We start from the raw sequence: 23,134 nt of genomic DNA on the forward strand, positions 1-23,134 counted from the left end.
TCGCGTCCATCGCGGCACATGCAGCGACTATAATCAGATTTGGCTCCAAATTTCAGAGCCATTTCGGTAAAAAATCAGGAGCCAATTCATGCGCGCGAGTGTTTTGTCCGACTGGCTGGCCCAGCGTCTGGACCGCGGCAATGGTCTGCCGATCTACCGGCAACTGCATCGGCTGCTGCAACAGGCCATTCTGACGCGCGAATTGCCAGCTGGCAGCAAGGTGCCGTCGTCGCGGCTGCTCGCCAATGAGCTGGGCATCGCGCGCAATACCGTCACGCAGGTCTACGAGCAGCTGGCGCTGGAGGGCTACGTGACATCTGCGACCGGGCGCGGCACATTCGTCGCCGATACGTCGCCGGATGAAATCGTTGGCTCGCCAGATGGACAGACTGCGCCTGTTTCCGCTCCCGTGCAGCAGTTGCAGCAGGCGTTGTTGCCGCCGCATTCGAAATCGCTTCTGCACGCGCAACAGCCCGCCGCGCGCGCGCTGTCGCAGCGCGGCGCGCGGCTGATCGCGGGCGCGGGCGTGTCGAAGCGGCAGTGGGGCGCGTTCATGCCCGGCGTGCCCGATGTCACGCGCTTTCCGGCGCGCGTCTGGAGCCGGCTGCACAACAAGTACTGGCGGCGTCTGCGCCCCGATCTGCTGACCTACGCGCCCGGCGGCGGCCTGTCACTGCTGCGCCACGCGCTGGCGGACTATCTGCGCACGTCGCGCTCGGTGCGCTGCACGCCCGAGCAGATCATCATCACGACGGGCATCCATCAATCCGTCGATCTCGCCGTGCGTCTGCTATCCGATCCCGGCGACGTCATCTGGACGGAAGACCCGTGCTATTGGGGCGTGCGCAGCGTGATGCACGTATCCGGTCTCAAATCGCGCCCGATTCCCGTCGATGAAGAAGGCATCAACCCGTCGCCCGACGATCTCGCCCATCCGCCGAAGCTGATTCTCGTGACGCCGTCGCATCAATACCCACTCGGCATGGTGATGAGCCTCGCGCGCCGGCGGATGCTGCTCGAATACGCGAGGCAGAACCAGTGCTGGATCATCGAGGACGACTACGACAGCGAGTATCGCTATGGGAGCCGGCCGCTCGCTTCGCTGCAAGGGCTCGACACGGCGGGGCAGGTGATTTATGTCGGCAGCTTCGGCAAGACGCTGTTTCCGGGGCTGCGGATCGGCTATCTCGTGGTGCCAGAGGCACTGGCCGAGAGCTTCGCGACGGCTAGCGCCGAGTTGTATCGGGAAGGACAACTGCTGCAGCAGGCGATGCTCGCGGAGTTCATCGCCGAGGGGCATTTCACGTCGCACATCCGCAAGATGCGCACGCTATACGGGCAGCGCCGCTCGACCTTGCTCGACGCCGCCGCGCGGCGTTATGGCGATGCGTTGCCGGCTGTTGGCGGCGACGCGGGCCTGCATCTCGTGATGCAACTGCCCGAGGGCACGGACGACCGCGCCGTCGCGGCGGCTGCGCTCGAACGCAATATCGTTGTGCGTCCGTTGTCGGGGTACTACGCGCAACCGTCCAGCTCGCAGTCGGGGCTGTTGATCGGCTATGCGTGCGTGCCCGACGAGGAGATCGCGCCCGCATTCGACACGCTCGCCGATGCGATCGACGCGACGTTGCCGCTTTTCGCGTGAGCGATGCGAGCGGACGTTAGAAGCGAATCAGCACCGCGCCGAGCGTGACCAGTGTGCATGCGAACACGCGGCGCGCCGTCAGCTTTTCGTGCATGAACGAGAAGCCGATCAGCACCGCGAAAATCGAGCTGAGCTCGCGCAGCGCGGACACCATGGCGATGGGCAGATAGCGATACGCCTCGATGATGAGGCAATACGCGACCAACGCGATCACGCCCGACAGCATGCCTTTCATCATCGTCGCGCGCGACGTGAAGAGTCCTTCTGCGCCGCCGCGCCAATGCCACACGAGCAGAAACTGCGGCACGTTCCACAGCAGATAGACCCACATGATGTAGCTGAGTCCATTACCCGCGACGCGCGCGCCGATTCCATCGACGACGGAGTATGCCGAGATGAAAAGACCCGTGAGCAATGCGTAGGGCACGCTTTCACCGGAGAAGCGCATGTTGCGGCGAAACGCGAGCGACACGATGCCGAGCGACACCAGCGCGACGCCTGTTGCGGCGAGCGGTTTCAAGGTTTCGTGCGCGAACACGAGTGCGCCGGCGAACACCAGTAAGGGCGAGAGTCCGCGCGCGATCGGATAGATCTGTCCGAAGTCACCGCTGCGGTAGGCGCGCACGAGCGCGAGGCAATAGCCGAATTCCAGCACCACCGATGCCGCTATGTAGGGCCATGCGGCGGGCGCGGGTAGGGGCAGGATGATCACGCCGATCGCGCTGACGGCGAGGTAGGGGATCGACATCATGCCGAGCAGCCAGATGCGGTCTTCCGCGAGGCGCAGGAATGCGTTCCAGCTCGCGTGGAGCATGGCGGATACAAGAACGAGCAGGACGATGAGGGATTCCATGGGTGTCGGGCTAAAGCCGACATTATTCCGCAGATGTGGTTTTTTGTGTTGATGTGGGGGATTTTTGGTTTTTTTGTCTGCGACGCTGGGGTGGTTTGCTTTCGTTTTCGCTGGCGTCTGCGTTATGCCTTTGTGCTTTCAGCGTCTCCGTTTGGTGTTTTGGCCTTTGCGCGGGCATTCGCGTTTGCGCGTTCGCGGCGCGGGCGTTTCGATTTGTTCGCTCTTACGCTGGCATCCGCGATTTGTTAGCTTGCTTCAAGCGTCGCCCCGCACAGGGGCGACGCTTGAACAGCAAACACCGTAGCGCGGATGCCAGCGCAAAGGCCAGACCAACGAAAGCGCCCGCGCCGCAAAGGCGCAAACGCGAATGCCAGCGCAAAGGCCAAAAAACCAAAGCAGAACAAACCGCCAGAGGCAAACTAAATCACCCGCTCCCGCAACCTCGCCGACACCACATCAATAACAGTAACAACAACGATGACCATCAACATAACGGCCGCCGTCTGCGAATAATTAAACGACCGAATCGACTCATAAAGCACAACCCCGATGCCCCCGGCGCCCACCATCCCAACAACCATCGCCGACCGCACATTCGATTCAAACCGATACAACGCATAAGAAATCCACAACGGCAAAACCTGCGGCAGCACCCCATACACGATCTCATCAAGACTGGTAGCCCCCGTAGCCCGCACACCTTCAGCGGGACGCGGATCGATGGCCTCGACGGCTTCGGCGAACAGCTTCGCCAGCACGCCCGTGGTATGCACCCACAAAGCAAGCACGCCAGCAAACGGCCCAAGCCCAACCGCGACAATGAACAGCATCGCGAACACCATCTCATTGATCGCGCGGCACGCATCCATCAACCGCCGCACGGGCTGCACAACCCACGCAGGCGCCATGTTATGCGCCGACATCAGCCCAAACGGAATCGCGCACACGATCGACAGCGCGGTACCCCACACCGCGACCGCGAGCGTCACGCCCATTTCCTGCAAATAGGTGCGCCATTCCGTGAAGTCGGGCGGGAAGAAGTCCTTCGCGAACTGCCCCATGTTGCCCGAGTCAGTGAGCAGATCGAGCGGCCGCATGTCGGCGGCTTGCCATGACAAGCCGAGCATGCCGATCACAGCGATCCAGCCAAGCAACGAAATCCAGCTCCGCTTGCCCGCCGCCGCGGCCAGCACCTCGCGCGAAGGCGTGGCCGGCGGCGTCGAGCGGTCGGCGCTCAGGTCGGCTGCGCTCATTGTTTTTGCGCGTTCAGCGCGGACAGCTTCGCGTCGATGGCGGCCGTCTGCGTCTTGCGATCCGAATCAGACAGCGACGCGTCCGCTTCGATCTTCTGCTTCTGCTCGAACAGCTTGATCTGGCGAATGGGCTGCAACTGCGCATCCGTCGACGGCGCAAAGCCGCCATAACTGAAGATGTTCGCCATCACGGCCTTTTCACGCGGGTCGGTCTTTGCATAGTTGTAGAAGAACTGGCGCAGCTTTTCCTTCGTCGCGTCGGGCAGATCCTTGCGCCACACGAGCGGGTCCGACGGAATCAGCGGCGATTGCCACAGCACGCGCACCTGCGCGAAGCGGTCGGGGTGCTGCTTCTTCAGCGTCTCGAGCATCTCGGTGTTGTTCGTCGCGATGTCGATCTTGTTGTTCACGACGGCGAGCAGGTTCGCTTCGTGGCTCGACGGCAGCACCGTCTTGAACGACGTGCGCACGGGCGCGTTGTGCTGCGCGAACAGGTAGTAGCCGGGGACCAGCGTGCCCGACGTCGAGTTCGGATCGCCGAAGCCCACCGTCACGTCCTTCGTGTTCTTGAACACGTCGTCGAGCGTCTTGAAGCGGCTGTTGACGTTCGTGATCAGCACCGAGTAGTAACCGGCGTCGCCATTCGCGTAGGTCGTCTTGCCGAATACTTCGCCATTCGAACGATCGACGGCTTCGATCGCCGACGCATTGCCGAGATACGCGACCTGCACCTTGTTGAAGCGCATGCCTTCGATGATACCCGCGTAGTCGGTTGCGAAGAACGCCTTGATGTTCAGCCCCGTCTGCTTGTTCATGTCATCGATGAGCGGCTGCCAGCGCTGCTTGAGCACGGCCGATGAATCGGTCGAGATGATGCCGAGATTCAGATCTTCGGCATGGGCGGCGAAGCTCGCGAATGCCGACACGGCGGCGACGCCGGCGAGCAGTGAGCGCAGAAATTTCATGAGTTCTGTTCCAGGTGAGTGAGTCGGGTACAGCGTTTCTTTCCGGAAAGTGGATCAGGCCGAGCGCGCCGCGTTGAGCGGCAGCACACGCGCGCGGGGCGCGGCGCTCCCGGCACTATCAGCACTATCAGCGCTATCGGGCTGCTGACTGTCGTCGAGCAACTCGCGCGCATCGTCGCCATAGAGTTTCTGCAACAGCGTGGGCGTGAGCGCCGCAGACGGCCCGTCGTACACGACCTTGCCGCGCCGCATCGCGATCGTGCGCTGGCAGTACTGCATCGCGATGTCGACCTGATGCAGCGAGACCAGCACCGTCAACCCATGCTCGATGTTCAGCGTGCTCAGCATCTCCATCACGCGGCGCGATGATTCGGGGTCGAGCGACGCAATCGGCTCGTCGGCGAGGATGATGCGCGCCTGCTGCACGAGTGCGCGCGCCAGCGCGGCGCGCTGCTGCTGACCGCCCGACAGGGTCGAGGCGCGCTCACGCGCATGCTCGCCGATGCCGACTTCGTTCAATGCCGACATCGACAGCGCGCGCTCGCTGCGCGGAAAGCAGCCCGTGAGACGGCGCCACAGCGGCAGGCGCGCGAGCGCGCCGATCAGCACGTTCGCTTCGACCGTCAGCCGGTTCACGAGATTGAACTGCTGGAAAACAAAGCCGATGTCGCGGCGAATGCTGCGCACTTCGCGCACGATGCGGCCGTTCTGCTGGATCGGACGCCCAAGTATCGCAATCTGCGAAGGCTGCGCATCCGACACCGTGAAGCCCGCGATATGCCGAAGCAGCGTCGACTTGCCCGAGCCCGACGCGCCGATCAGCGCGACCATTTCGCCCTGCTCGACGCGCAGGTCGATTTCGTCGAGCGCCTTGCGGCCGTTGCCGAATGTCTTGCTCAGGCGTTCGATGCGGATTGCTTCCATGTGTGTCCTGTCGATGACTCCGGTGCAAGCCGGAAGTTGTGGGACATTCTAGAAAGCGTCTGTGACGGTTGAGTGAAGGCGTCGCAACATCTAGACGACTACATCTTTCGCCGATTCGCACGGCAGCGTGCGGCGCGCCGCAGTGCCGGATCGCGCAGTGTGTCATCGATGTGACAAACGCAACGGCGCGGACCACTGTCATCCATTGGCAAGCACGAACCGCTATAGTTCGAAACGTCACGCGTGAGCCGTCTCCAATAACCTCACACCACAACCGGCGCAGCCCATGCAGGCTCTGAGCTTTTTGCCCGATACGTTTACGGAGTACGAAGAACTGCAGGCGATTCTCGAGGTCGGCAGCGGCAGCTTCGAGATTCATTCCGTGTGCGAAACGCAGGTGCGCGGCAGGACGTTTGCCGTGCAGACGGCGAGCATCGGCTCGCGGGATCCGCGGGCGCCCGCGATCGGTTTCTTCGGCGGCATACACGGGCTCGAGCGGATCGGCACGCAGCTCGTGCTCGACTACATGCGCGCGCTGCTCGGGCGGCTCGAATGGGACGAACTGCTGGTGCGCCAGCTTCAGTCGATCCGCCTGATTTTTGTCCCCATTGTCAATCCAGGCGGAATGTGGTCCGCGACGCGCGCCAATCCGAACGGCGTCGACCTGATGCGTAACGCGCCGCAGGACGCTGAAGAGCGCGTGCCTTTGCTCGCGGGTGGACAGCGCGTCGGCTCGTGGCTGCCGTGGTATCGCGGGCGGCGCGGCGCGCCGATGGAAGCGGAGGCGGAGGCGCTGTTACGCGTCGTCGCGGATGAGCTGGCGGCACGGCCGCTGTCGTTCGCGCTCGATTGTCATTCGGGCTACGGCTGGAGCGACAGCATCTGGTTCCCGTACGCGAAGACACGTCGCCCGATGCCGCATCTGCCGGAAATGTACGCGCTGAAGACGATGTTCGAGCGCGCGCATCCGCACCACGGCTACATGTTCGAGCCGCAGAGCCATCAGTATCTGCTGCACGGCGACCTGTGGGACTGCGCGTACGACCGCGCGCCGCCGCCCAACATTTTTCTGCCGATGACGCTCGAACTGGGCTCATGGCTATGGATCAAGAAAAACCCCCGGCAGATCTTTTCACGCCAGGGCATGTTCAACCCGCTGAAAGCGCACCGCACCGCGCGCGTATTGCGGCGCCACGCGAACCTGCTCGATTTCCTGACGCGCGCGGCCTACGCGTCGCAGCGCTGGCTGCCGCAAGGCAGCCGCCGCGAGGAGTTGCTCGAAAGCGCGACGGAACTCTGGTACGAGCCAGGCAAAAAATGAGTACGTGGATCCTGTTGCGCGGTCTGACGCGCGAGGCACGGCACTGGGGCGCATTGCCCGACATGTTGCGCGGGGCGCTGGACGGCACGCCGCAAGGCGCGTCAGTCACGCACGCTGCGCCCACTCGCGTGCTGACCATCGACCTGCCCGGCAACGGCGAATATGCGAACCTGCGCGCGCCGCTGGATGTCGCCGGGATGGTCGACTTCGTGCGCGCGGCGGCGCGCGCCAGCGGCGCGGCGGGACCGTATTGCGTGCTGGCGATGTCGCTGGGCGGCATGGTCGCGACCTGCTGGGCGCAGCGTCATCCCGCCGAGATCGCGCGGCTCGTGCTGATCAACACCAGCATGCGGCCGTTCAGCCGCTTCGACGAACGGCTGCGCACGCAGGCGTGGCCGGGGCTGGCGCACATTGCTTCGCATTGGCGCGACGCGCGTGCCGCGGAAGAGGCGATTCATCGCCTGACCTGCAATCACCGCGACGCGGTCGACGCCGATCTGAAGGACTGGATCGCGATCCGCGAGAGCGCGCCCGTCAGCCGGGCGAACGCGCTGCGTCAGTTGCTCGCGGCCGCGCGCTTCAGCGCCGGGCGGCAGCGGCCGGCGTGCGCGACGCTGGTGTTGTCGTCGCGGGAAGACGGGCTAGTTGATCCCGCGTGCTCAGCGGCGCTGGCCGCGGCGTGGAGCGCCGATCACTGGCGGCACGCATGGGCCGGCCACGATCTGCCGCACGACGATCCCGTGTGGACCGTCGAACGCATTGGCGCCTGGCTCGTGCAGCCGACCGTCGATCCAGACCTCGAAAATGAGCAATCCGATTTAACCGACGAATAATCAATAATTAAATGTCTCATTAAGTTTTAAACACGAAGAAAATGCGCATCATTGATGCACTGCATTAGTGCAATGCAATATCGCCGCATTACCTTTAGCAGTAATGGTGTGCGGACTTTTATTTTGGTGGACATGCGTCATGATTAATGGCAAATTGGTGCTACGCGCCATTAGCACGTGATAATAGATTGGGGTTCGGTGCATTAGGCACATACTGAAATTGTAAAATAATTCCGCATACCGTTCGAGAGTGCGGAAATACTTGCGGATGAAGGCTGCATGCGGCTTGCAGCGTCGTAAACGATACGTTTTTTTACGCCACTGATGCGCTGTGTGTCGCCAGCGCCAATCTGGCGCAAACCCATGGTGCGCAAGGCCACTAACGGCCTTTATCGAAGAATCGCGGGGGTTCCGGGGTGGATTATCCTGGCACTCAAGAATCGCGCCCGTCAAAAAAGAAACGTTTTTAAAATCTCGGGTTTCTTCTTAGCAATATTCGCTAATTGTTTGAATTAAAAGCGATTGTAAAACCCCTCATTTTGGGAAACCGGCGCAATGCCGGTTTATGCGTTTCAAACGCGAAACATAAAACGTAGGTAATTACCCTCATTTTTCCATTCCGCATCACGGGAAATGTGAAATTTCTTTAAATTTCAATGCCTTACATGCATGGCATCGCCTATGCGACACGGCGAGCCGGATTGGTGCAGTCTGCCAGCCCGCCCCCCATCTCCTCCAGGAGGATTCCATGCGCAAAACTCTACTGGCGTCCGCAGCAGTCATCGCCTTGGGCTGCAGCGGCTACGCAATGGCAAACCCATGCAGTGATAGCGATTCATCCTGCAACCAGAAGTCATACAGCGGGAGCAACACATCGACAAACTCGGCGACATCCGCTCAAACCAGCACCACGGGCAACAACGCAAATGAAATTACGACGGGTGCGAGGGTCGCGCAAGATTCGTTCAACAGCACCAAGATCGTCGCAGTGAGCCGTCTGTCCGGGTCTGTATCGGGCGTAAGCGTTTATGGCATTGGCAACCATGCCTATAACGACGGCAATGCGAACGGCGGACGCGGCGGCAGCGGCGCGAAAGGCATAGGCGGCAAGGGTGGCAGCGCATTGGCGATCGGCGGTGACGGCGGCTACGGCGGCAATGGCGGCAAGGCCATAGCTGGCGACGGCGGCAACTCCAGGGCATCGGCTGGCGATGGCGGCAACGCCAAGGCCTATGCCGGCGACGGCGGCAATTCCAAGGCCTACGGTGGCAAGGGCTCTGGCAGTGGCGGCGACGCATGGGCCAAGGGCGGCAGCGCGTACGCTGGATCGGCAGCGGCAGGCGGCGACGGACACGGCTCCGGCAAGGGCGCAGGTCTCGCGCTCGGTGCGGGCGCTGGGCTCGCAGGTAGCGGCGATGTGCACTCGAAGGCCAATGGCGGTGGCGGTAGCGCATCGTCGGCGAGCGGCGCAGCGACTGGCACGGGTACGGGCACGGCAACGGCGAGCGGCTCGGGCACGGGTACGGGCACGGGCGGCGCAGGCACGTCTGGCGCAGCAACGGCTACGGCTGGAACGGGCACCGCTACGGGCGGCGCAGGCACAGGCTCAGGCGGCGCAGCGACGTCGGCGGCAGGTGCAGGCGGCGCAGCGACGGCTACGGCAGGCGCAGGCGGCACGGCAGGCTCGACGGCCGGTAACGGCGGCAGTGCGACGGGCGGCGCAGGCGGTGCAGGCGGTGCAGGCGCAGCAGCCGCGGCGACGGCAGCAGCCGGCGGCGCGGGCTCGGGCGGCTCAGGCGGTGCAGGCGGTGCAGGTGGCGCGATCGGCGTCGGCACGGGTGACTTCAGCATGGCCAACACCATGACGAGCGTCGCTCAGTCGGCAGCGGGCATCCTGGTCGCCAACCAGAACAGCGGTATGGCTTCGCTGGTGCAACAGGCCGTCACCGTTCAGGCAAATCTGAGCGTTGGCCGCTAATCCAATAGGAGGCTTTCATGCGTAAGACACTTTTGGCATCAGCAGCCATCGTCGCGCTGGGCTTTAGCGGCTATGCGATGGCCAACCCCTGCGCGAATGGCGACTACTCGTGCAACCAGAAGTCGGGCAGTGGCGATAACTCCCTGTCGAACACGGCGTCGTCGACCCAAGGCAGCACGACGGGCAACAACGTCAACGAAGTGACGGGACACTCGAAGGTCTCGCAGGACTCATGGAACAACACGAAGACCGTGGCCGTCAGCAAGCTTGACGGCACCGTGAGCCATGTGAGGGTCACTGGCATCGGCAATGTCGCGACCAACTACGGCAACGTCAATGGCGGCAAGGGCGGCGACGGCGCCAAGGGCATCGGCGGCAAAGGCGGAAGCGCCGGCGCTGTCGGTGGCTATGGCGGCGACGGCGGCAATGGCGGTCGTGCCATTGCCGGCGACGGCGGCTGGTCGAAGGCATCGGGTGGCGATGGCGGCTACGCGAAGGCGTCGGGCGGCGATGGCGGCTGGTCGAAGGCATCCGGCGGCAAGGGCTACGGGAGCGGCGGTGACGCTGGCGCGAAGGGCGGCAGTGCAGGAGCAGGCACGCTTGCCTATGGCGGCTACGGCAGCGGCAAGGGCGCGGCACTCGGCGCTGGAGCTGGTCTCGGGCTTGGCGCAGCCGGCAGCGGCGATCTGTCCTCACGTGCGGGCGGCGGCGGCGGCACGGCCACCTCGAACAGCGGCGCAGCGTCGGGCTCGGGCAGCGGCTCGGGCAGCGGCACGGCAACCGCTTCGGGTAGCGGCACGGGCGGCGCAGCCACGGCAGGCGCGGCGACCGCGACGGGCGGCGCAGCGACGGCATCGGGCGGCGCAGGCACGGGCACGGGCGGCGCGGCGACGTCGACGGCAGGTGCAGGCGGCGCAGCCACCGCGTCAGCGGGTGACGGTGGCGCAGCGACGTCGACGGCAGGCGCTGGCGGCTCGGCAACAGGCGGTGCTGGTGCAGCAGGCGCAGCAGGCGGCGCGGCAACGGCTTCGGCTGGAGCAGGCGCAGCAGGTTCGGGTGGCGCAGGCGGTGCAGGCGGCGCTGGTGGAACAGTCACGATGACGACGGGCTCATTCGACATGTCGAACAACATGGCGAGCGCGGCTCAGTCGGCAGCTGGCGTGATGGTTCTGAACCAGAACAGCGGTATGGCGTCGCTCGTACAGCAGGCTGTCACTGTGCAGGCAAACCTGGCTGTCGGTCGCTAACTGACGTGAAGGACAGTTAGCGTCGATAAGTCGTTGTGTGATGTGCCGTGGGGCGTTCGCGCTCCACGGCTCCTGTTCCATCGTTCCGGCGTACGGGGTAAGCGCGCCGGGCGAAGGTCGCACAAATTGCACTTCGCAGGACGCTGCCGCACGCGCCGCAAGGCCGTTGCAGCACGGATCGGCGAAGCACCAGGAGACAACCATGCAGGCGTTCAAACGCATTGCGAAGGTGGTACTGCCTGTCGTTATCGGACTGCCTTGCTTTGCAGCCTATGTTTCTGCCGGCGAACTGCGTTCTCCCGTGCAAGCGGATACGTCGATCGCCCCCGTTGTGACAGCCGCTCCAGGCGTGAGTGCGCTGAAGGCCCCGACAGCTGCTGCATCCCCTGCACCGGCGCCCGCCGCCGACGCGACCTTCGGTGTCGCGATGTCGGCCGAGCAGCTCGATGCGCATCGCGGCGGCGAAGCCGTCTTCAACGACATGAACCTGCGCGGCACGGTCGCGAACAATACCGCGCGCAACGTGGACACCGGGTCGAACATGATCACGGGCGGCTCGTTCTCGAACGCGAGCGGCTTGCCGACCGTGATACAGAACACGGGCGCGAACGTGCTGATCCAGAACGCGACGATCGTCAACGTGCGCTTCGGGGAATGAGCGATGAAACTTCATGGAGCCCTTCAGGGAGCCTTTCATGGAGCCGTGTGGCTGCTCGCGTGCGCGTTGACGGCGGCAACCCCGGCGCGCGCCGACCCCATTACGATCTACGAACCGTCGGGCGCCGGTTACGCGATGCACGTCACGAGCCTGAAAGAGGCTCGCTTCAAGCGCACCATCAAGCAGCAGTTCGACTTCAGTTGCGGGTCCGCTGCCGTGGCGACGCTGCTTACGTTTCAATACAACTATCCGGTGAGCGAGCAGACCGCATTCCAGGAGATGTTCGAGAACGGCGATCAGGCGAAGATCCGCACTGAGGGCTTCTCGTTGCTCGACATCAAGCGCTTTCTCGAGCGGCGCGGGTTCATCGCGGACGGTTATGAGCTGCCGCTGCAAAAGCTCGTCGAAACCAACACGCCCGCGATCGTGCTGATCAGCGAAAGCGGCTATCACCATTTTGTCGTGGTGAAAGGGTTGAAGAACGACCGCGTACTGATCGGCGATCCCGCAACGGGCACGCGTCCCCTGCCGGTGAAGAGCTTCGAGACGAAATGGGAAGACCAGGTCCTGTTCGTCATCCATAACAAACCTGGCGTCGGGATCTTCAACGATCCCGTCGACTGGCGAGTCGCGCCGCCCGCGCCGCTCTATACGGGCGTCAATCGCGATGGTCTGTTCTTCACCGTCATGCCGAAGCATGGCGCGAGTGATTTCTGAGGGCCATCATGAGAACCGAGACCCGAAAACTCGCCGGCATTGCCACGATGGTATGTGGTTCGATGGTGACGTTCGGCGCACACGCGTTCGAACAGGGCGCGCCTGCTGCGGCGCCGGTGGTCGCGCCGGATGTCGCGGGCGCAGCGGTCGAGCCGCTGGTGTTGCGCGACGCCGCGTCTGCGGCGGATGCGACGGATGCCATTACGCAGGCTGTCGTCGATGCATTGTCCACGCAAAAGCCGCGCGCATTTTCCGACGATGGGGACGCCGACGGCATGCGTCACGTGCCCGTGTCGTACGCGGCGCCGATTGCCGTTGCGACACCGCGCCGGGACGCTGCTGACGAAGCGGATAGCGCGGCGAAGCCGGATGCGAATGACGAAGCGAGTCGCGTAACGAACGAAGCCGTCATCAACGAAGCGCTGTATGCAGTCGATGCTTCGTCGACGCCGTCTTCGTCTTCGTCTCCACAAGAAAACGATGTGCTCGCACAGCGCGATGCGGTTGAGCACCAGGATGCGGCCGACGTAACCGCGGCCGCAACGCCCATAGCGCCCATAGCGCCCGCACTCGCGCAAGAAGCCGAAGCGCCCGCCAAACCACTTCCGGTGTCGTATGCGGCGCCGATCGCGGTTGCCGCGCGCAAAGGTGAAAGCACTGAAAAGACCGAAAAGGCCGAAGCGCCACGCGCACAGCAGGTAGAAGAACGCGCGCAAGCGCAATTGATGCGGAATGAACAACTGACTCTCGATGCAACGCCGACACCGCCCCCCGTGTCGCCCGCGCATGAAGCGCCGGTTGCGAATGAACGCGTAATCGTCAAGCCGCCCGTTTCCTATGCGCGACCGGTTGCCGTGCCTGTTTCGCAGACGGCAAAGAGCGTGCAGAACGATTCGACGGCGTCGACGAATACATCGGTGCAAACAACAGCCGGGCAACCGCAGATCAAAGAACGCGCCGCGCCGCCCGCGCAGGCACAGGTCAAAGCGCCGCTTTCCTATGCGGCGCCCATTGCCGTGCCTCAAGCGTCGCGCAACGACACGCCCCCCGAACGCGGTCACGAAGTCAAAGCAAGAGCGGACTCAGAAGATCCGAACTGGTCATCGAAAACGACAGTCGCCATCAGCGAAGAAAAACTCGACACGATGCGCGGCGGCTTCGATGTGGCAAACGGCCTGAAGGTCTCGTTCGGGGTGTCGAGGATGGCAGTCGTGAACGGCAATCTCGTCACGCAGACCAGCTTCAACATTCCGGACCTGAGCAACATGACGACGCAGCAGGCGCAATCGCTCGCCGCGGCGAACATCGGGTCGCTGCTGCAAAACGGTGGCGGCAATATCGCGCAGCAGGGCTCGGTGCAGGGCCTGTCGGGCGCGGTGATCCAGAACACGCTCAGCAACCAGAACATTCAGGCGCTGACGACGATCAATGCCTCGGTCAATTCGTTGGGGCTATTCAAGAGCATGAATCTGGGCGCGACCTTGAACAATGCATTGATGAATTCAGTCCGGCCCAGATAGAAGCCTGAAAAAAGAAACTCGCGACGCTGGGGAGGCGTCGCGAGTTTTTGTTTCGATAGAGGCGTTGCGAGCGAACCAGGTTAGAACTGGATCGGCATGCGGAACGTCAGCGTGAGATCCGGCGTGTCGCGCGTGAGGCCGGCGCCGAGCGAGAAGTTGAGCGTCGTCTTCGGCGTGAGGCGGTACGAGTAGCCGACGAGCAGCGTGCCGAGTATCACGCGCACCGAACCTGGAACGGTCGATCCGTTCTGCTTGGTCGGCAGCACGATGCTCTGGTCATAGCCGATACTGAACGAAGCCTTTTCGTTCAGCGCGAGGCCCATGCCGATATTGAAGCCATAGATATCGCCGGGCTGGATCTTGCCGACGAAATCGGTCTCGCCGTTCAGGATGTGCAGGCTCAGGTCGCTGCGGGCAAAGCTGTGCAAGTAGCTGAAGTTGCCGAAGAACACGACCGGGTCGCTCGGGAACAGCCACGTGAGACCCGGCTGGATCGCATAGAAACCGGTGCCCGTCGGCTGTTCGAGCGGCAGGCCCGTGCCTGTCGTATTGCCGATGCAGCGCGTCACGCAATCGGTCACGACGTCGAACGGGCTCTTGCCCGTGGCCGTCTTGAAGCGCAGCCAGCCGATGTAATAGAACTTGTCCGGGCCGCCCTCGTTCAGCTGGTAGCGCATCGTCATTTCGACGTCGCCGATGCCGTGGCCGCTGCTACCGAAGACGTTGTCCTGCGCCGAGCCCGTGAAGATCTCGCGGCTGACGGTGTCGTTGGTCGAATAGACATACGGCACGCGCACTTCGACTTCCATCCGGTTCGTAATGCCGTAACGCGCGGCAACACCGCCCGTCAGCACGTTCGACTTGATCTCACGCACGTCGATCAGGCCGATCAGCAAGGCGGGAATGATCGTGTAGCCAACCAGCGCGACACGGTTCGACGAAGAATAGCCGAACTGGAACGAAGGTTCGAGCACGAACTTGTTCTTCGGCGTGAGCACACCGGGCTGATCGAAGATCGGCGCGACGGCAGGCGGCGCGGTGTCGGGGATGGGCGCCTGGCCGACAGGCTGGACCTGTTGCTCGCCGCCTGCGTTTTGCGCCATGTTGATCACAGGCGCGGGTGCCGCGCCCGTCGCGGCGCCGGCTGTTGCACCCGTTGCTGCGCCCGCCGTTGCGGCGTCGGCGGTATTGGGCGCTGCGTCTGCATTGCCGCCTGGTGCCGCGCTCTGCGCAACACCCGTGGCGGGGGCTGCGCCCGAGCCGGGTTGGCCCGTGCCGCGCGTCACGTCGAGCATGCGTGAATCGAGTGCCTTGCTCAACTGCTGGAATTGCGCTTCTTCTTCCGCGATTTTGCGCTTTAGTACATCGAGTTCCTTGATACGGTTGTTCAGTTCCTGGCGAAGGGTTGCGATATTTTCTTGTGCGGTTTGATCTTGAAGCGATTGCGCATGAGCTTCAACGTAAAAGAGAAGCATCGTTGCGTAACTGATCGTCCGCACATGTCGAAATGGCTCGCGCTTCATGGGTCTGTTCTCCATGTCAGGCTTGCAGGTTCTACCCCGGTACACCTCGACAACAGGCCAGCGGCATCGACACGTCGAGTCGTTGTGCTGGGCATGAAGCAACCCCTTCGTATGACCGCTTTACGCGACACAAGAGCGTCTCCATGCTCGCGAATGGAATCGGTATTGGAACCGTGATTCGCTATTGGTATCTATTTCCAACTTGTGTTCATGCATCCGCAATAAAATCTTTAAAAAATGACCGTCTATGGCTTTATCGCGGACCATAAAAGCCTAACGCATCGGTGCTGCCTACGCTAATAAGAAGAACCCTGGCCTGTGATGGTTAGCCAACAGAACGAAGCATTTCGCATGGGGCTTCGCAACGCGTGATCCGCTGTGCGTACTTTCAATCGACACGCTTCTGTCACAGGCGCGAGCAAGCATGCGCGATGTGCGCATGCACAATCCGTTTCTGCTCAACGGGTGCATAATGCGCTTCAGTCTATGCAATCGATTGTCGCCCGTCGCGGAGGACGTCATGCAAGCGAAGAACGAAGAAGCCGTTGCCCATCTGCTCAACGATGTCGTCGAATTCGCGCGAGGACGATTGCCCGAGCCCGCTTTCGCAGCTGTCGAGCCATTCCTGCGTCACTACTACGACTTCGCGGACGCGGACGATCTGCAAAGCCGCGGCATCGCCGATCTCTACGGCGCCGCGATGGCGCACTGGCAAACGGCGCAACGTTTCGTGCCGGGCAGCGAACGTTTGCGCGTCTACAACCCGATTCTCGAACAGCACGGCTGGCACTCGGATCACACCGTCATCGAGATCGTCAACGACGACATGCCGTTTCTGGTGGACTCGGTTTCAATGGCCGTCAACCGTCTCGGTCTGTCGCTGCACTCCGTGTTGCACCCCGTATTTCGCATATGGCGCGGCAAGGACGGCGGCATCGAGCGCATCGCGCCCGGCGGCGCATCGAGCGACGATGGCCATTCGCAACTCGCGTCGTTCATTCATTTCGAAGTGGACCGCTGCGGCGATGCCGCGAAGCTCGATGCATTACGCAACGAGATCGCGAAGGTACTGGGCGATGTGCGCGCCTCCGTCGAAGACTGGCCGAAGATCGTCGAGATAGCGCGCACGACGATCCGCGACATGGCCACGCGCGAAACGAGCCCGGAAGGCGTCGAAGCGCGCGCGTTCGTCGAATGGATGGTCGCGGACCACTTCACGTTTCTCGGCCAGCGCGATTACGAACTCGTTACGCATGACGGCCAGTACGGCTTGCGCGGTGTGCCGGGCTCGGGCTTCGGCCTCTTGCGCGAATCCTTGCGGGCTCAGGGCACGTCCGAAGTGACACCGTTGCCGGCCGCCGCCGCCGATATCATCGCGGGCGCGACGCCCATCTTTCTGACCAAGGCCAATTCGCGCGCGACGGTGCATCGGCCCGGCTATCTCGACTATGTCGGCGTGAAGCTCGTCGGGCCGGACGGCAAGATCAACGGCGAGCGGCGCTTTATCGGGCTGTATACGTCGACGGCTTATACAACGTCCGCTTCGGAAATTCCGATCGTGCGGCGTAAATGCGCGAACATCGTGCGGCGCGCGGGTTTTCTGCCGAAGGGGCATCTCGGCAAATCGCTGGTGACGGTGCTGGAAACGTATCCACGCGATGAACTCTTCCAGGCCGACGAGAACGAACTCTACGACACAGCGATGGGCGTGCTGCGCTTGCAGGAGCATCAGCGCACGCGGATGTTCGTGCGGCGCGACCGCTTCGACCGCTTCGTGTCGTGCCTCGCATTCGTACCGCGCGATAAATACAACACCGACTTGCGCCGGCGTATCGCCAGGCTGCTGATGAGCGCGTTCAACGGCACGAACGTCGAGTTCACGCCGCTGCTGTCCGAATCGACGCTCGCGCGCATTCATTTCGTCGTGCACGCGGAGCCGGGCGCGATGACGGATGTCGATACGCGCGAACTCGAACAGCGGCTCATCCAGGTGTCGCGCCGCTGGCAGGACGATCTCGCAGATGCCTTGCTCGATGCGTTCGGTGAAGAGCAAGGCAACCGCCTGTTGCAGCACTATGCGGATTCGTTTCCGGCCGGCTATCGCGACGACTATCCGGCGCGCACGGCGGTGCGCGATATCGAGCTGATCGAGCGCGTGCAGGGCACCGAGCAGATCGCGATGAACCTGTACCGGCCCATCGAAGCGGGGCCGCGCGCGTTCCGTTTCAAGGTGTATCGCGTGGGCGATCCGATCGCGCTGTCGCGCAGCCTGCCGATGCTCGAACATCTGGGCGTGCGCGTCGATGAAGAGCGGCCTTACCTGATCGAGGCGCCGGGTGCCGCGCCCGCGTGGATTCACGACTTCGGCCTCGAACTGGCCGACGACACCGAGTTCGACATCGAGCGCGTGAAGGGCCTGTTCGAAGACGCATTCGAGCGGGTCTGGACAGGCGATATCGAAGACGACAACTTCAACCGCCTCGTGCTGCGCGCGCAACTGAGCGCGCGCGAAGTGATCATCTTGCGGGCCTACGCGAAGTATCTGCGCCAGGTGGGCTCGACGTTCAGCGACGCGTATATCGAGCGTGCGTTGACGGGCAATCCCGCCATCGCGCGGATGCTGGTCGAACTGTTCATTGCGCGGTCCGATCCGGCCCCTGCCACGACGCGCGAGACACGCGTCGAGCGGCTGCTGAAGACGATCGAAGGCGCGCTCGACGAAGTGCCGAACCTCGACGAAGACCGCATCCTGCGCCAGTTCCTCGGCGTGATCAACGCGACGCAGCGCACGAACTACTACCGGCGCGACGAGAGCGGCAAGCCGAAACCTTATCTGTCGTTCAAGTTCGATCCCGCGAAAGTGCCGGGCCTGCCCGAGCCGAAGCCGATGTTCGAAATCTGGGTGTATTCGCCGCGTGTCGAAGGCGTGCATCTGCGCGGCGGGCGTGTCGCGCGCGGCGGCTTGCGCTGGTCCGACCGCCGCGAGGATTTCCGCACGGAAGTGCTCGGTCTGATGAAGGCGCAGATGGTGAAGAACGTCGTGATCGTGCCGGTGGGATCGAAGGGCGGTTTCGTCGTGAAGAATCCGCCGCCACCGACCGATCGCGAATCCTGGATGCGCGAGGGCGTTGCGTGCTATCAGACGTTCCTGCGCGGGCTGCTCGACCTCACCGATAACCGGGTGGGTAGCCAGATCGTGCCGCCGCCCGGCGTCGTGCGGCATGATCCCGACGATCCGTATCTCGTCGTCGCCGCCGACAAGGGCACCGCCACGTTCTCCGATTTCGCGAACGCGATCTCGCAGGAATACGGCTTCTGGCTCGACGACGCATTTGCCTCGGGCGGCTCGGTCGGCTACGACCACAAGAAAATGGGCATCACCGCGCGCGGTGCGTGGGAGTCGGTGAAGCGCCACTTCCGCGAAATGAGCGTCGATACGCAAACGATGGACTTCTCCGTGGTCGGCGTCGGCGACATGTCGGGCGACGTGTTCGGCAATGGCATGCTGCTGTCGCAGCATATTCGCCTGATCGCCGCGTTCGATCACCGGCATGTGTTCCTCGATCCGAATCCCGATCCCGCGACGAGCTTCGCTGAGCGTCAACGGCTCTTCAATCTGGACCGTTCGAGCTGGGCCGATTACGACCCTGCGCTGATCTCGCAAGGCGGTGGCGTGTTCGCGCGCACTGCGAAGACGATCCCGCTTTCGCCCGCCGTGCAGTCGATGCTCGGCATCACGGCCGCCGCGCTCGCGCCCTCGGAACTGGTGCGCGCGATTCTTCAGGCGCCCGTCGATCTGCTGTACAACGGCGGCATCGGCACCTATGTGAAGGCGAGCCGCGAAACGCATGCGCAGGTCGGCGACAAGGCCAACGATGCGGTGCGTGTGAACGGCTGCGATCTGCGTTGCAAGGTGGTCGCGGAAGGCGGCAATCTGGGCCTCACGCAACTCGGGCGCATCGAGTTCGCGCAACGCGGCGGCCGCATGAATACCGATGCAATCGATAATTCCGCGGGCGTCGACTGCTCGGACCACGAAGTGAACATCAAGATTCTGCTCGGCCTCGTCGTCGCGGATGGCGAGATGACGGACAAGCAGCGCAATGCATTGCTCGCGGAAATGACGGAGGAAGTGGGCCTGCTCGTGTTGCAGGACAACTACTATCAAACGCAGGCGTTGTCGATTGCAGGCCGCTATGCGGCCGAACTGTTCGACGCCGAAATGCGCATGATGCGTTATCTCGAACGCGCGGGCCGTTTGAATCGCGTGATCGAATTTCTCCCATCCGAAGACGAAATCAACGAACGTCTTGCCGCGAAGCAGGGTTTGACTTCACCCGAACGCGCGGTGCTGCTCGCGTACAGCAAGATGTGGCTCTACGATGCGCTGCTCGAAACCGACGTGCCGGAAGATGCGCTGGTGGCGGGCATGCTGACCGAGTACTTCCCGAAGCCGCTGCGCCAGCGCTTCAGCGAGCCGATGCATCATCATCCGCTGCGCCGCGAGATTCTGGCGACGCATTTGACGAATGCGCTGGTGAATCGTGTTGGCTGTGCGTTCGTGCACCGGATGATGGAAGAGACTGACGGGAAGCCCGGCGACATCGTGCGCGCGTGCATGATTGCGCGTGATGTGTTCGATCTCAACGAGGTGTGGCGCAATATCGACGCGCTCGACAATCGGGTCGCCGACGACGTGCAGGCGCGCATGTTCGTCGAGATCACGAAGCTGCTGGAGCGCGCCGCGCTGTGGTTCCTGCGGCATCTGCAGTCGGGCGAAGTGAAGGACGGCGGCGTGGCGGAACTGATTGCGCGCTGTCGCGACGCGGCGCAACGGCTCGCGCCGCAATTGCCGATGCTGTTGCCCGGCGCGGAACTCGAAGCCTTGTCCGAGCGGCAGCGCGTGCTCGTCGATGCAGGCGTTGACAGCGAGCTGGCGGTGCGTGTCGCGAGCGGCGACATACCTGCTGCGCTGCTCGATATCGCGGAAGTGTCGGCGACGACCGATCGCGGGCTCGAACTCGTCGCGGGCGTGTACTTCGCGTTGGGTACGCAACTGAACTACGGCTGGATCGGCGAGCGCGCCGAGGCGCTGCCGACATCGACGCATTGGGACGTGATGGCGCGGGCCGCTGCGCTCGCCGAGCTTGCGCGACTCAAGCGCGTGCTGACGACGAGTGCGCTCACGGAAGCGCCCGAGGCGACGACCGCGGAAGGCGTCGTGGAAGCGTGGCGCGCAAAACGCGAGAACGCGCTCGCGCGCTATGCGCAACTGCTGACGGATTTGCGCGCGGCGGGCGGCGCGACCCTGTCGATGCTGCTCGTGATCGTGCGGGATATGGCGACGCTCGAACGCCGCTAAACGCGCACGGTTGCCTTCAAAGGAACGCGCTGTCGTCACACAGGCGAGGGCGCGTTTCTCTTTGCGCGACCTGTTCGACAGCGCTTTCGCGGATTGCCGGATAATAGCCCTTATCGACCCTCCGGCACCTCACCATCATGAGCGAATCCGCTGTCAGTTCCAACGTCCCACGACTCACGAGCCTTTCGCACGGCGGCGGCTGCGGCTGCAAGATCGCGCCGGGCGTGTTGTCCGATCTTTTGAAGCGCAGCGTGCCGATGCCGTCGTTTCCGGACCTGCTGGTCGGCACGGAAACCTCGGATGACGCTGCCGTGTATCGCCTGAACGACGAGCAGGCGATCATCGCGACGACCGACTTCTTCATGCCGATCGTCGACGATCCGTACGACTTCGGCCGCATCGCCGCGACCAACGCGCTCTCCGATGTCTATGCAATGGGTGGCAAGCCGATTCTCGCGCTCGCGCTGGTCGGCATGCCGATCAACGTGTTGCCGCACGACGTGATCGCAGCCGTGCTGCGCGGCGGCGAGGATGTGTGTGCGCAGGCGGGCATTCCCGTCGCGGGCGGCCATTCGATCGACTCCGTCGAGCCGATCTACGGTCTTGCCGCACTCGGCGTCGTGCATCCGAAACGCGTGAAGCGCAACGCGTCCGCGCAAGCCGGCGACGTGCTCGTGCTCGGCAAGCCGCTCGGCGTCGGCGTGCTGTCGGCGGCGCTCAAGAAGAATCAGCTCGACGCGGCAGGCTATGCCGCGATGATCGCGGCCACCACCAAGCTCAATCGCCCGGGCACAGAACTGGCCGCACTCGAAGGCGTGCACGCGATGACGGACGTGACGGGTTTCGGCCTGCTCGGCCATACGCTGGAACTCGCGCGCGGCGCGCAACTGACCGCGCGATTGCGTTACGCGGATCTGCCGTGGATTGCGGGTGTCGACGCGTTCGCGGCGGCGGGCGTCATCACGGGCGCGTCGGGCCGCAACTGGGCTTCGTATGGCGAAGACATGCGTCTCGCGGATTCGCTGCCCGACACGGCACGCGCGTTGCTGACCGATCCGCAGACGTCGGGCGGGCTGCTGGTATCGTGTTCGCCCGCTGCCGTCGACGACGTGCTCGCGATTTTCCGCGCGGACGGCTTCGATCGCGCGGTGGTAATCGGCGAATTGCACGATGGCGCACCGCGCGTCGAAGTCGTTTAATTCTTTCTCACTCCAATTGCATCACGACAACTCGAAGAGCCTATGAAAGAAGAATCACCGAAGGCCATTTTTTACGCGCTGGCAGCGAACCTCGGCATTGCGGTTTGCAAGTTCGCGGCTGCTGCATTCACGGGTTCCGGTTCGATGTTCGCCGAGGCGATTCACTCGACGGCCGATTGCGGCAACCAGATATTGCTGCTGTTCGGCCTCAAGCAGGCGCGACGTCCCGCAAGCCTGTTGCATCCGCTCGGCGCGGGGCGCGTAATCTATTTCTATTCGCTGATCGTCGCGCTGCTGCTGTTCTTCGTCGGCGGCGTGTTTTCTGTTTATGAGGGTGTGCATCGTCTGATGGCGCATGAGCCGTTGTCGCATGCGTATATCGCGCTTGGCGTGCTGGGGGTTTCGGTGGTGCTCGAAACTTTTTCGCTGATGGGCGCGGTCCGGGAAATCCGCAAGACCAATCCCGACAAATCGATGTGGCGATGGTTTCGCGAAACGCGCGAATCGGAATTGCTCGTCGTCACGGGCGAAGACGTGGCCGCGCTGCTCGGTCTCGCGATTGCCTTCGTCGCCGTGCTGATGACGATGATCACTGGCAATCCCGTGTTTGACGCGTGGGGTTCCGTCGGCGTCGGTGTGTTGCTGATGGTGATTGCGGTTCTGGTGGCGCGCGAGGTGAAGTCGATGATTATCGGCGAATCCGCGAGCCCGGAAGTGCGGCGCGCAATCGAAGCGCATTTGCACACGCGCACGGAGATACGCAGCATCATCAATCTGATTACGCTGCAGTGGGGACGTCATGTGGTCGTCGCGGTGCAGGCCGAGATGATCGACTACGACAGCGGCCGTGCAATGGTCGACGCAATCAATATCGTCGAAGCCGATTTGCAGGCGACGTTTCCGCAAGTGCGGTGGGTGTTCTTCGAGCCGGATGTGCCGAGAGTGAGAACCGAGGCGTCGCTCGATTAAGCGCCGATACCTTATTCAAAGGCCCGCGAATGATGCACTCGGTGCAACGTTCGCGGGTCTTTTCGTTTCTGATTCACTTTTCGTATTGCAGTTCTTTTTCGATTTATGCGAATCAGCTATTTGAAATGACAAGTGGAATTAGCTAATGGAAAACAATTCGACGCCGC

At 63.0% G+C, this 23,134-nt stretch carries 16 protein-coding genes; 11 read left to right on the forward strand and 5 right to left on the reverse strand.

The genetic code is table 11. From position 1 onward, the window contains the following. Positions 1 to 88 precede the first annotated feature (88 nt). On the forward strand, positions 89 to 1,645 hold the full coding sequence (gene pdxR, locus C2L64_RS21480; RefSeq protein WP_007587876.1) for a MocR-like pyridoxine biosynthesis transcription factor PdxR: 1,557 nt from the start codon (positions 89 to 91) through the stop codon (positions 1,643 to 1,645). 16 nt (positions 1,646 to 1,661) lie between these two features. Here the strand turns inward: pdxR and C2L64_RS21485 are convergent, their stop codons facing one another. The 4 genes from C2L64_RS21485 to phnC form a co-directional block, all read right to left on the reverse strand. Beyond that, positions 1,662 to 2,498, reverse strand: a complete 837-nt coding sequence (locus C2L64_RS21485) for a DMT family transporter (RefSeq protein ID WP_007587877.1) — start codon at positions 2,496 to 2,498, stop codon at positions 1,662 to 1,664. Between the two features lie 419 nt (positions 2,499 to 2,917). Further along, a complete protein-coding gene (gene phnE / locus C2L64_RS21490) occupies positions 2,918 to 3,625 on the reverse strand; it encodes a phosphonate ABC transporter, permease protein PhnE (RefSeq protein ID WP_236674260.1) in 708 nt (235 codons plus the stop codon). A gap of 122 nt (positions 3,626 to 3,747) precedes the next feature. Continuing rightward, positions 3,748 to 4,716: a phosphonate ABC transporter substrate-binding protein gene (gene phnD, locus C2L64_RS21495; protein WP_007745998.1), complete on the reverse strand. Its 969-nt coding sequence runs from the start codon at positions 4,714 to 4,716 to the stop codon at positions 3,748 to 3,750. 54 nt (positions 4,717 to 4,770) lie between these two features. Next, positions 4,771 to 5,640, reverse strand: coding sequence for a phosphonate ABC transporter ATP-binding protein (gene phnC / locus C2L64_RS21500; protein WP_009770513.1), 870 nt, complete (start codon positions 5,638 to 5,640; stop codon positions 4,771 to 4,773). Positions 5,641 to 5,926: 286 nt separating this feature from the next. Here phnC and C2L64_RS21505 point away from each other — a divergent pair, with 286 nt between their 5' ends. The 7 genes from C2L64_RS21505 (at position 5,927) to C2L64_RS21535 (ending at position 13,914) form a co-directional block, all read left to right on the forward strand. Further along, positions 5,927 to 6,961 carry a M14 family zinc carboxypeptidase gene (locus C2L64_RS21505; protein ID WP_007745995.1) on the forward strand — a complete coding sequence of 345 codons (1,035 nt, stop codon included), beginning with the start codon at positions 5,927 to 5,929 and terminating at the stop codon, positions 6,959 to 6,961. Beyond that, on the forward strand, positions 6,958 to 7,794 hold the full coding sequence (locus tag C2L64_RS21510; protein WP_009770514.1) for an alpha/beta fold hydrolase: 837 nt from the start codon (positions 6,958 to 6,960) through the stop codon (positions 7,792 to 7,794). The genes C2L64_RS21505 and C2L64_RS21510 overlap by 4 nt, the downstream gene beginning before the upstream one ends. 748 nt (positions 7,795 to 8,542) lie before the next feature. Next, positions 8,543 to 9,772, forward strand: a complete 1,230-nt coding sequence (locus C2L64_RS21515) for a hypothetical protein (RefSeq protein WP_086908666.1) — start codon at positions 8,543 to 8,545, stop codon at positions 9,770 to 9,772. A gap of 17 nt (positions 9,773 to 9,789) precedes the next feature. Then, on the forward strand, positions 9,790 to 11,019 hold the full coding sequence (locus C2L64_RS21520) for a hypothetical protein (protein WP_007745990.1): 1,230 nt from the start codon (positions 9,790 to 9,792) through the stop codon (positions 11,017 to 11,019). Between the two features lie 202 nt (positions 11,020 to 11,221). Further along, positions 11,222 to 11,677, forward strand: coding sequence for a hypothetical protein (locus tag C2L64_RS21525; protein ID WP_009770516.1), 456 nt, complete (start codon positions 11,222 to 11,224; stop codon positions 11,675 to 11,677). A gap of 3 nt (positions 11,678 to 11,680) precedes the next feature. Further along, positions 11,681 to 12,394, forward strand: a complete 714-nt coding sequence (locus C2L64_RS21530) for a C39 family peptidase (RefSeq protein WP_051058286.1) — start codon at positions 11,681 to 11,683, stop codon at positions 12,392 to 12,394. A gap of 8 nt (positions 12,395 to 12,402) precedes the next feature. Then, entirely contained in the window at positions 12,403 to 13,914 is a 1,512-nt protein-coding gene (locus C2L64_RS21535; protein WP_039902316.1) for a hypothetical protein, read from the forward strand. 80 nt (positions 13,915 to 13,994) lie between these two features. On the opposite strand, the gene C2L64_RS21540 is transcribed toward C2L64_RS21535, so the two are convergent. Next, on the reverse strand, positions 13,995 to 15,437 hold the full coding sequence (locus C2L64_RS21540) for a tol-pal system YbgF family protein (protein ID WP_009770519.1): 1,443 nt from the start codon (positions 15,435 to 15,437) through the stop codon (positions 13,995 to 13,997). A 520-nt stretch (positions 15,438 to 15,957) separates the two neighbouring features. Here C2L64_RS21540 and C2L64_RS21545 point away from each other — a divergent pair. The 3 genes from C2L64_RS21545 to C2L64_RS21555 all read left to right on the forward strand — a co-directional run bounded on the left by C2L64_RS21545 (position 15,958) and on the right by C2L64_RS21555 (position 22,967). Further along, the gene (locus C2L64_RS21545; RefSeq protein WP_009770520.1) at positions 15,958 to 20,799 is read left to right on the forward strand and encodes an NAD-glutamate dehydrogenase; all 4,842 of its coding nucleotides are present in this window, start codon (positions 15,958 to 15,960) and stop codon (positions 20,797 to 20,799) included. A gap of 137 nt (positions 20,800 to 20,936) precedes the next feature. Beyond that, positions 20,937 to 21,998, forward strand: coding sequence for a selenide, water dikinase SelD (gene selD, locus C2L64_RS21550; protein ID WP_009770521.1), 1,062 nt, complete (start codon positions 20,937 to 20,939; stop codon positions 21,996 to 21,998). A gap of 42 nt (positions 21,999 to 22,040) precedes the next feature. Next, positions 22,041 to 22,967: a cation diffusion facilitator family transporter gene (locus C2L64_RS21555; RefSeq protein ID WP_009770522.1), complete on the forward strand. Its 927-nt coding sequence runs from the start codon at positions 22,041 to 22,043 to the stop codon at positions 22,965 to 22,967. The last annotated feature ends 167 nt before the right edge of the window (positions 22,968 to 23,134 follow it).

The organism is Paraburkholderia hospita (assembly GCF_002902965.1).
Taxonomy (GTDB): Bacteria; Pseudomonadota; Gammaproteobacteria; order Burkholderiales; family Burkholderiaceae; genus Paraburkholderia; species Paraburkholderia hospita.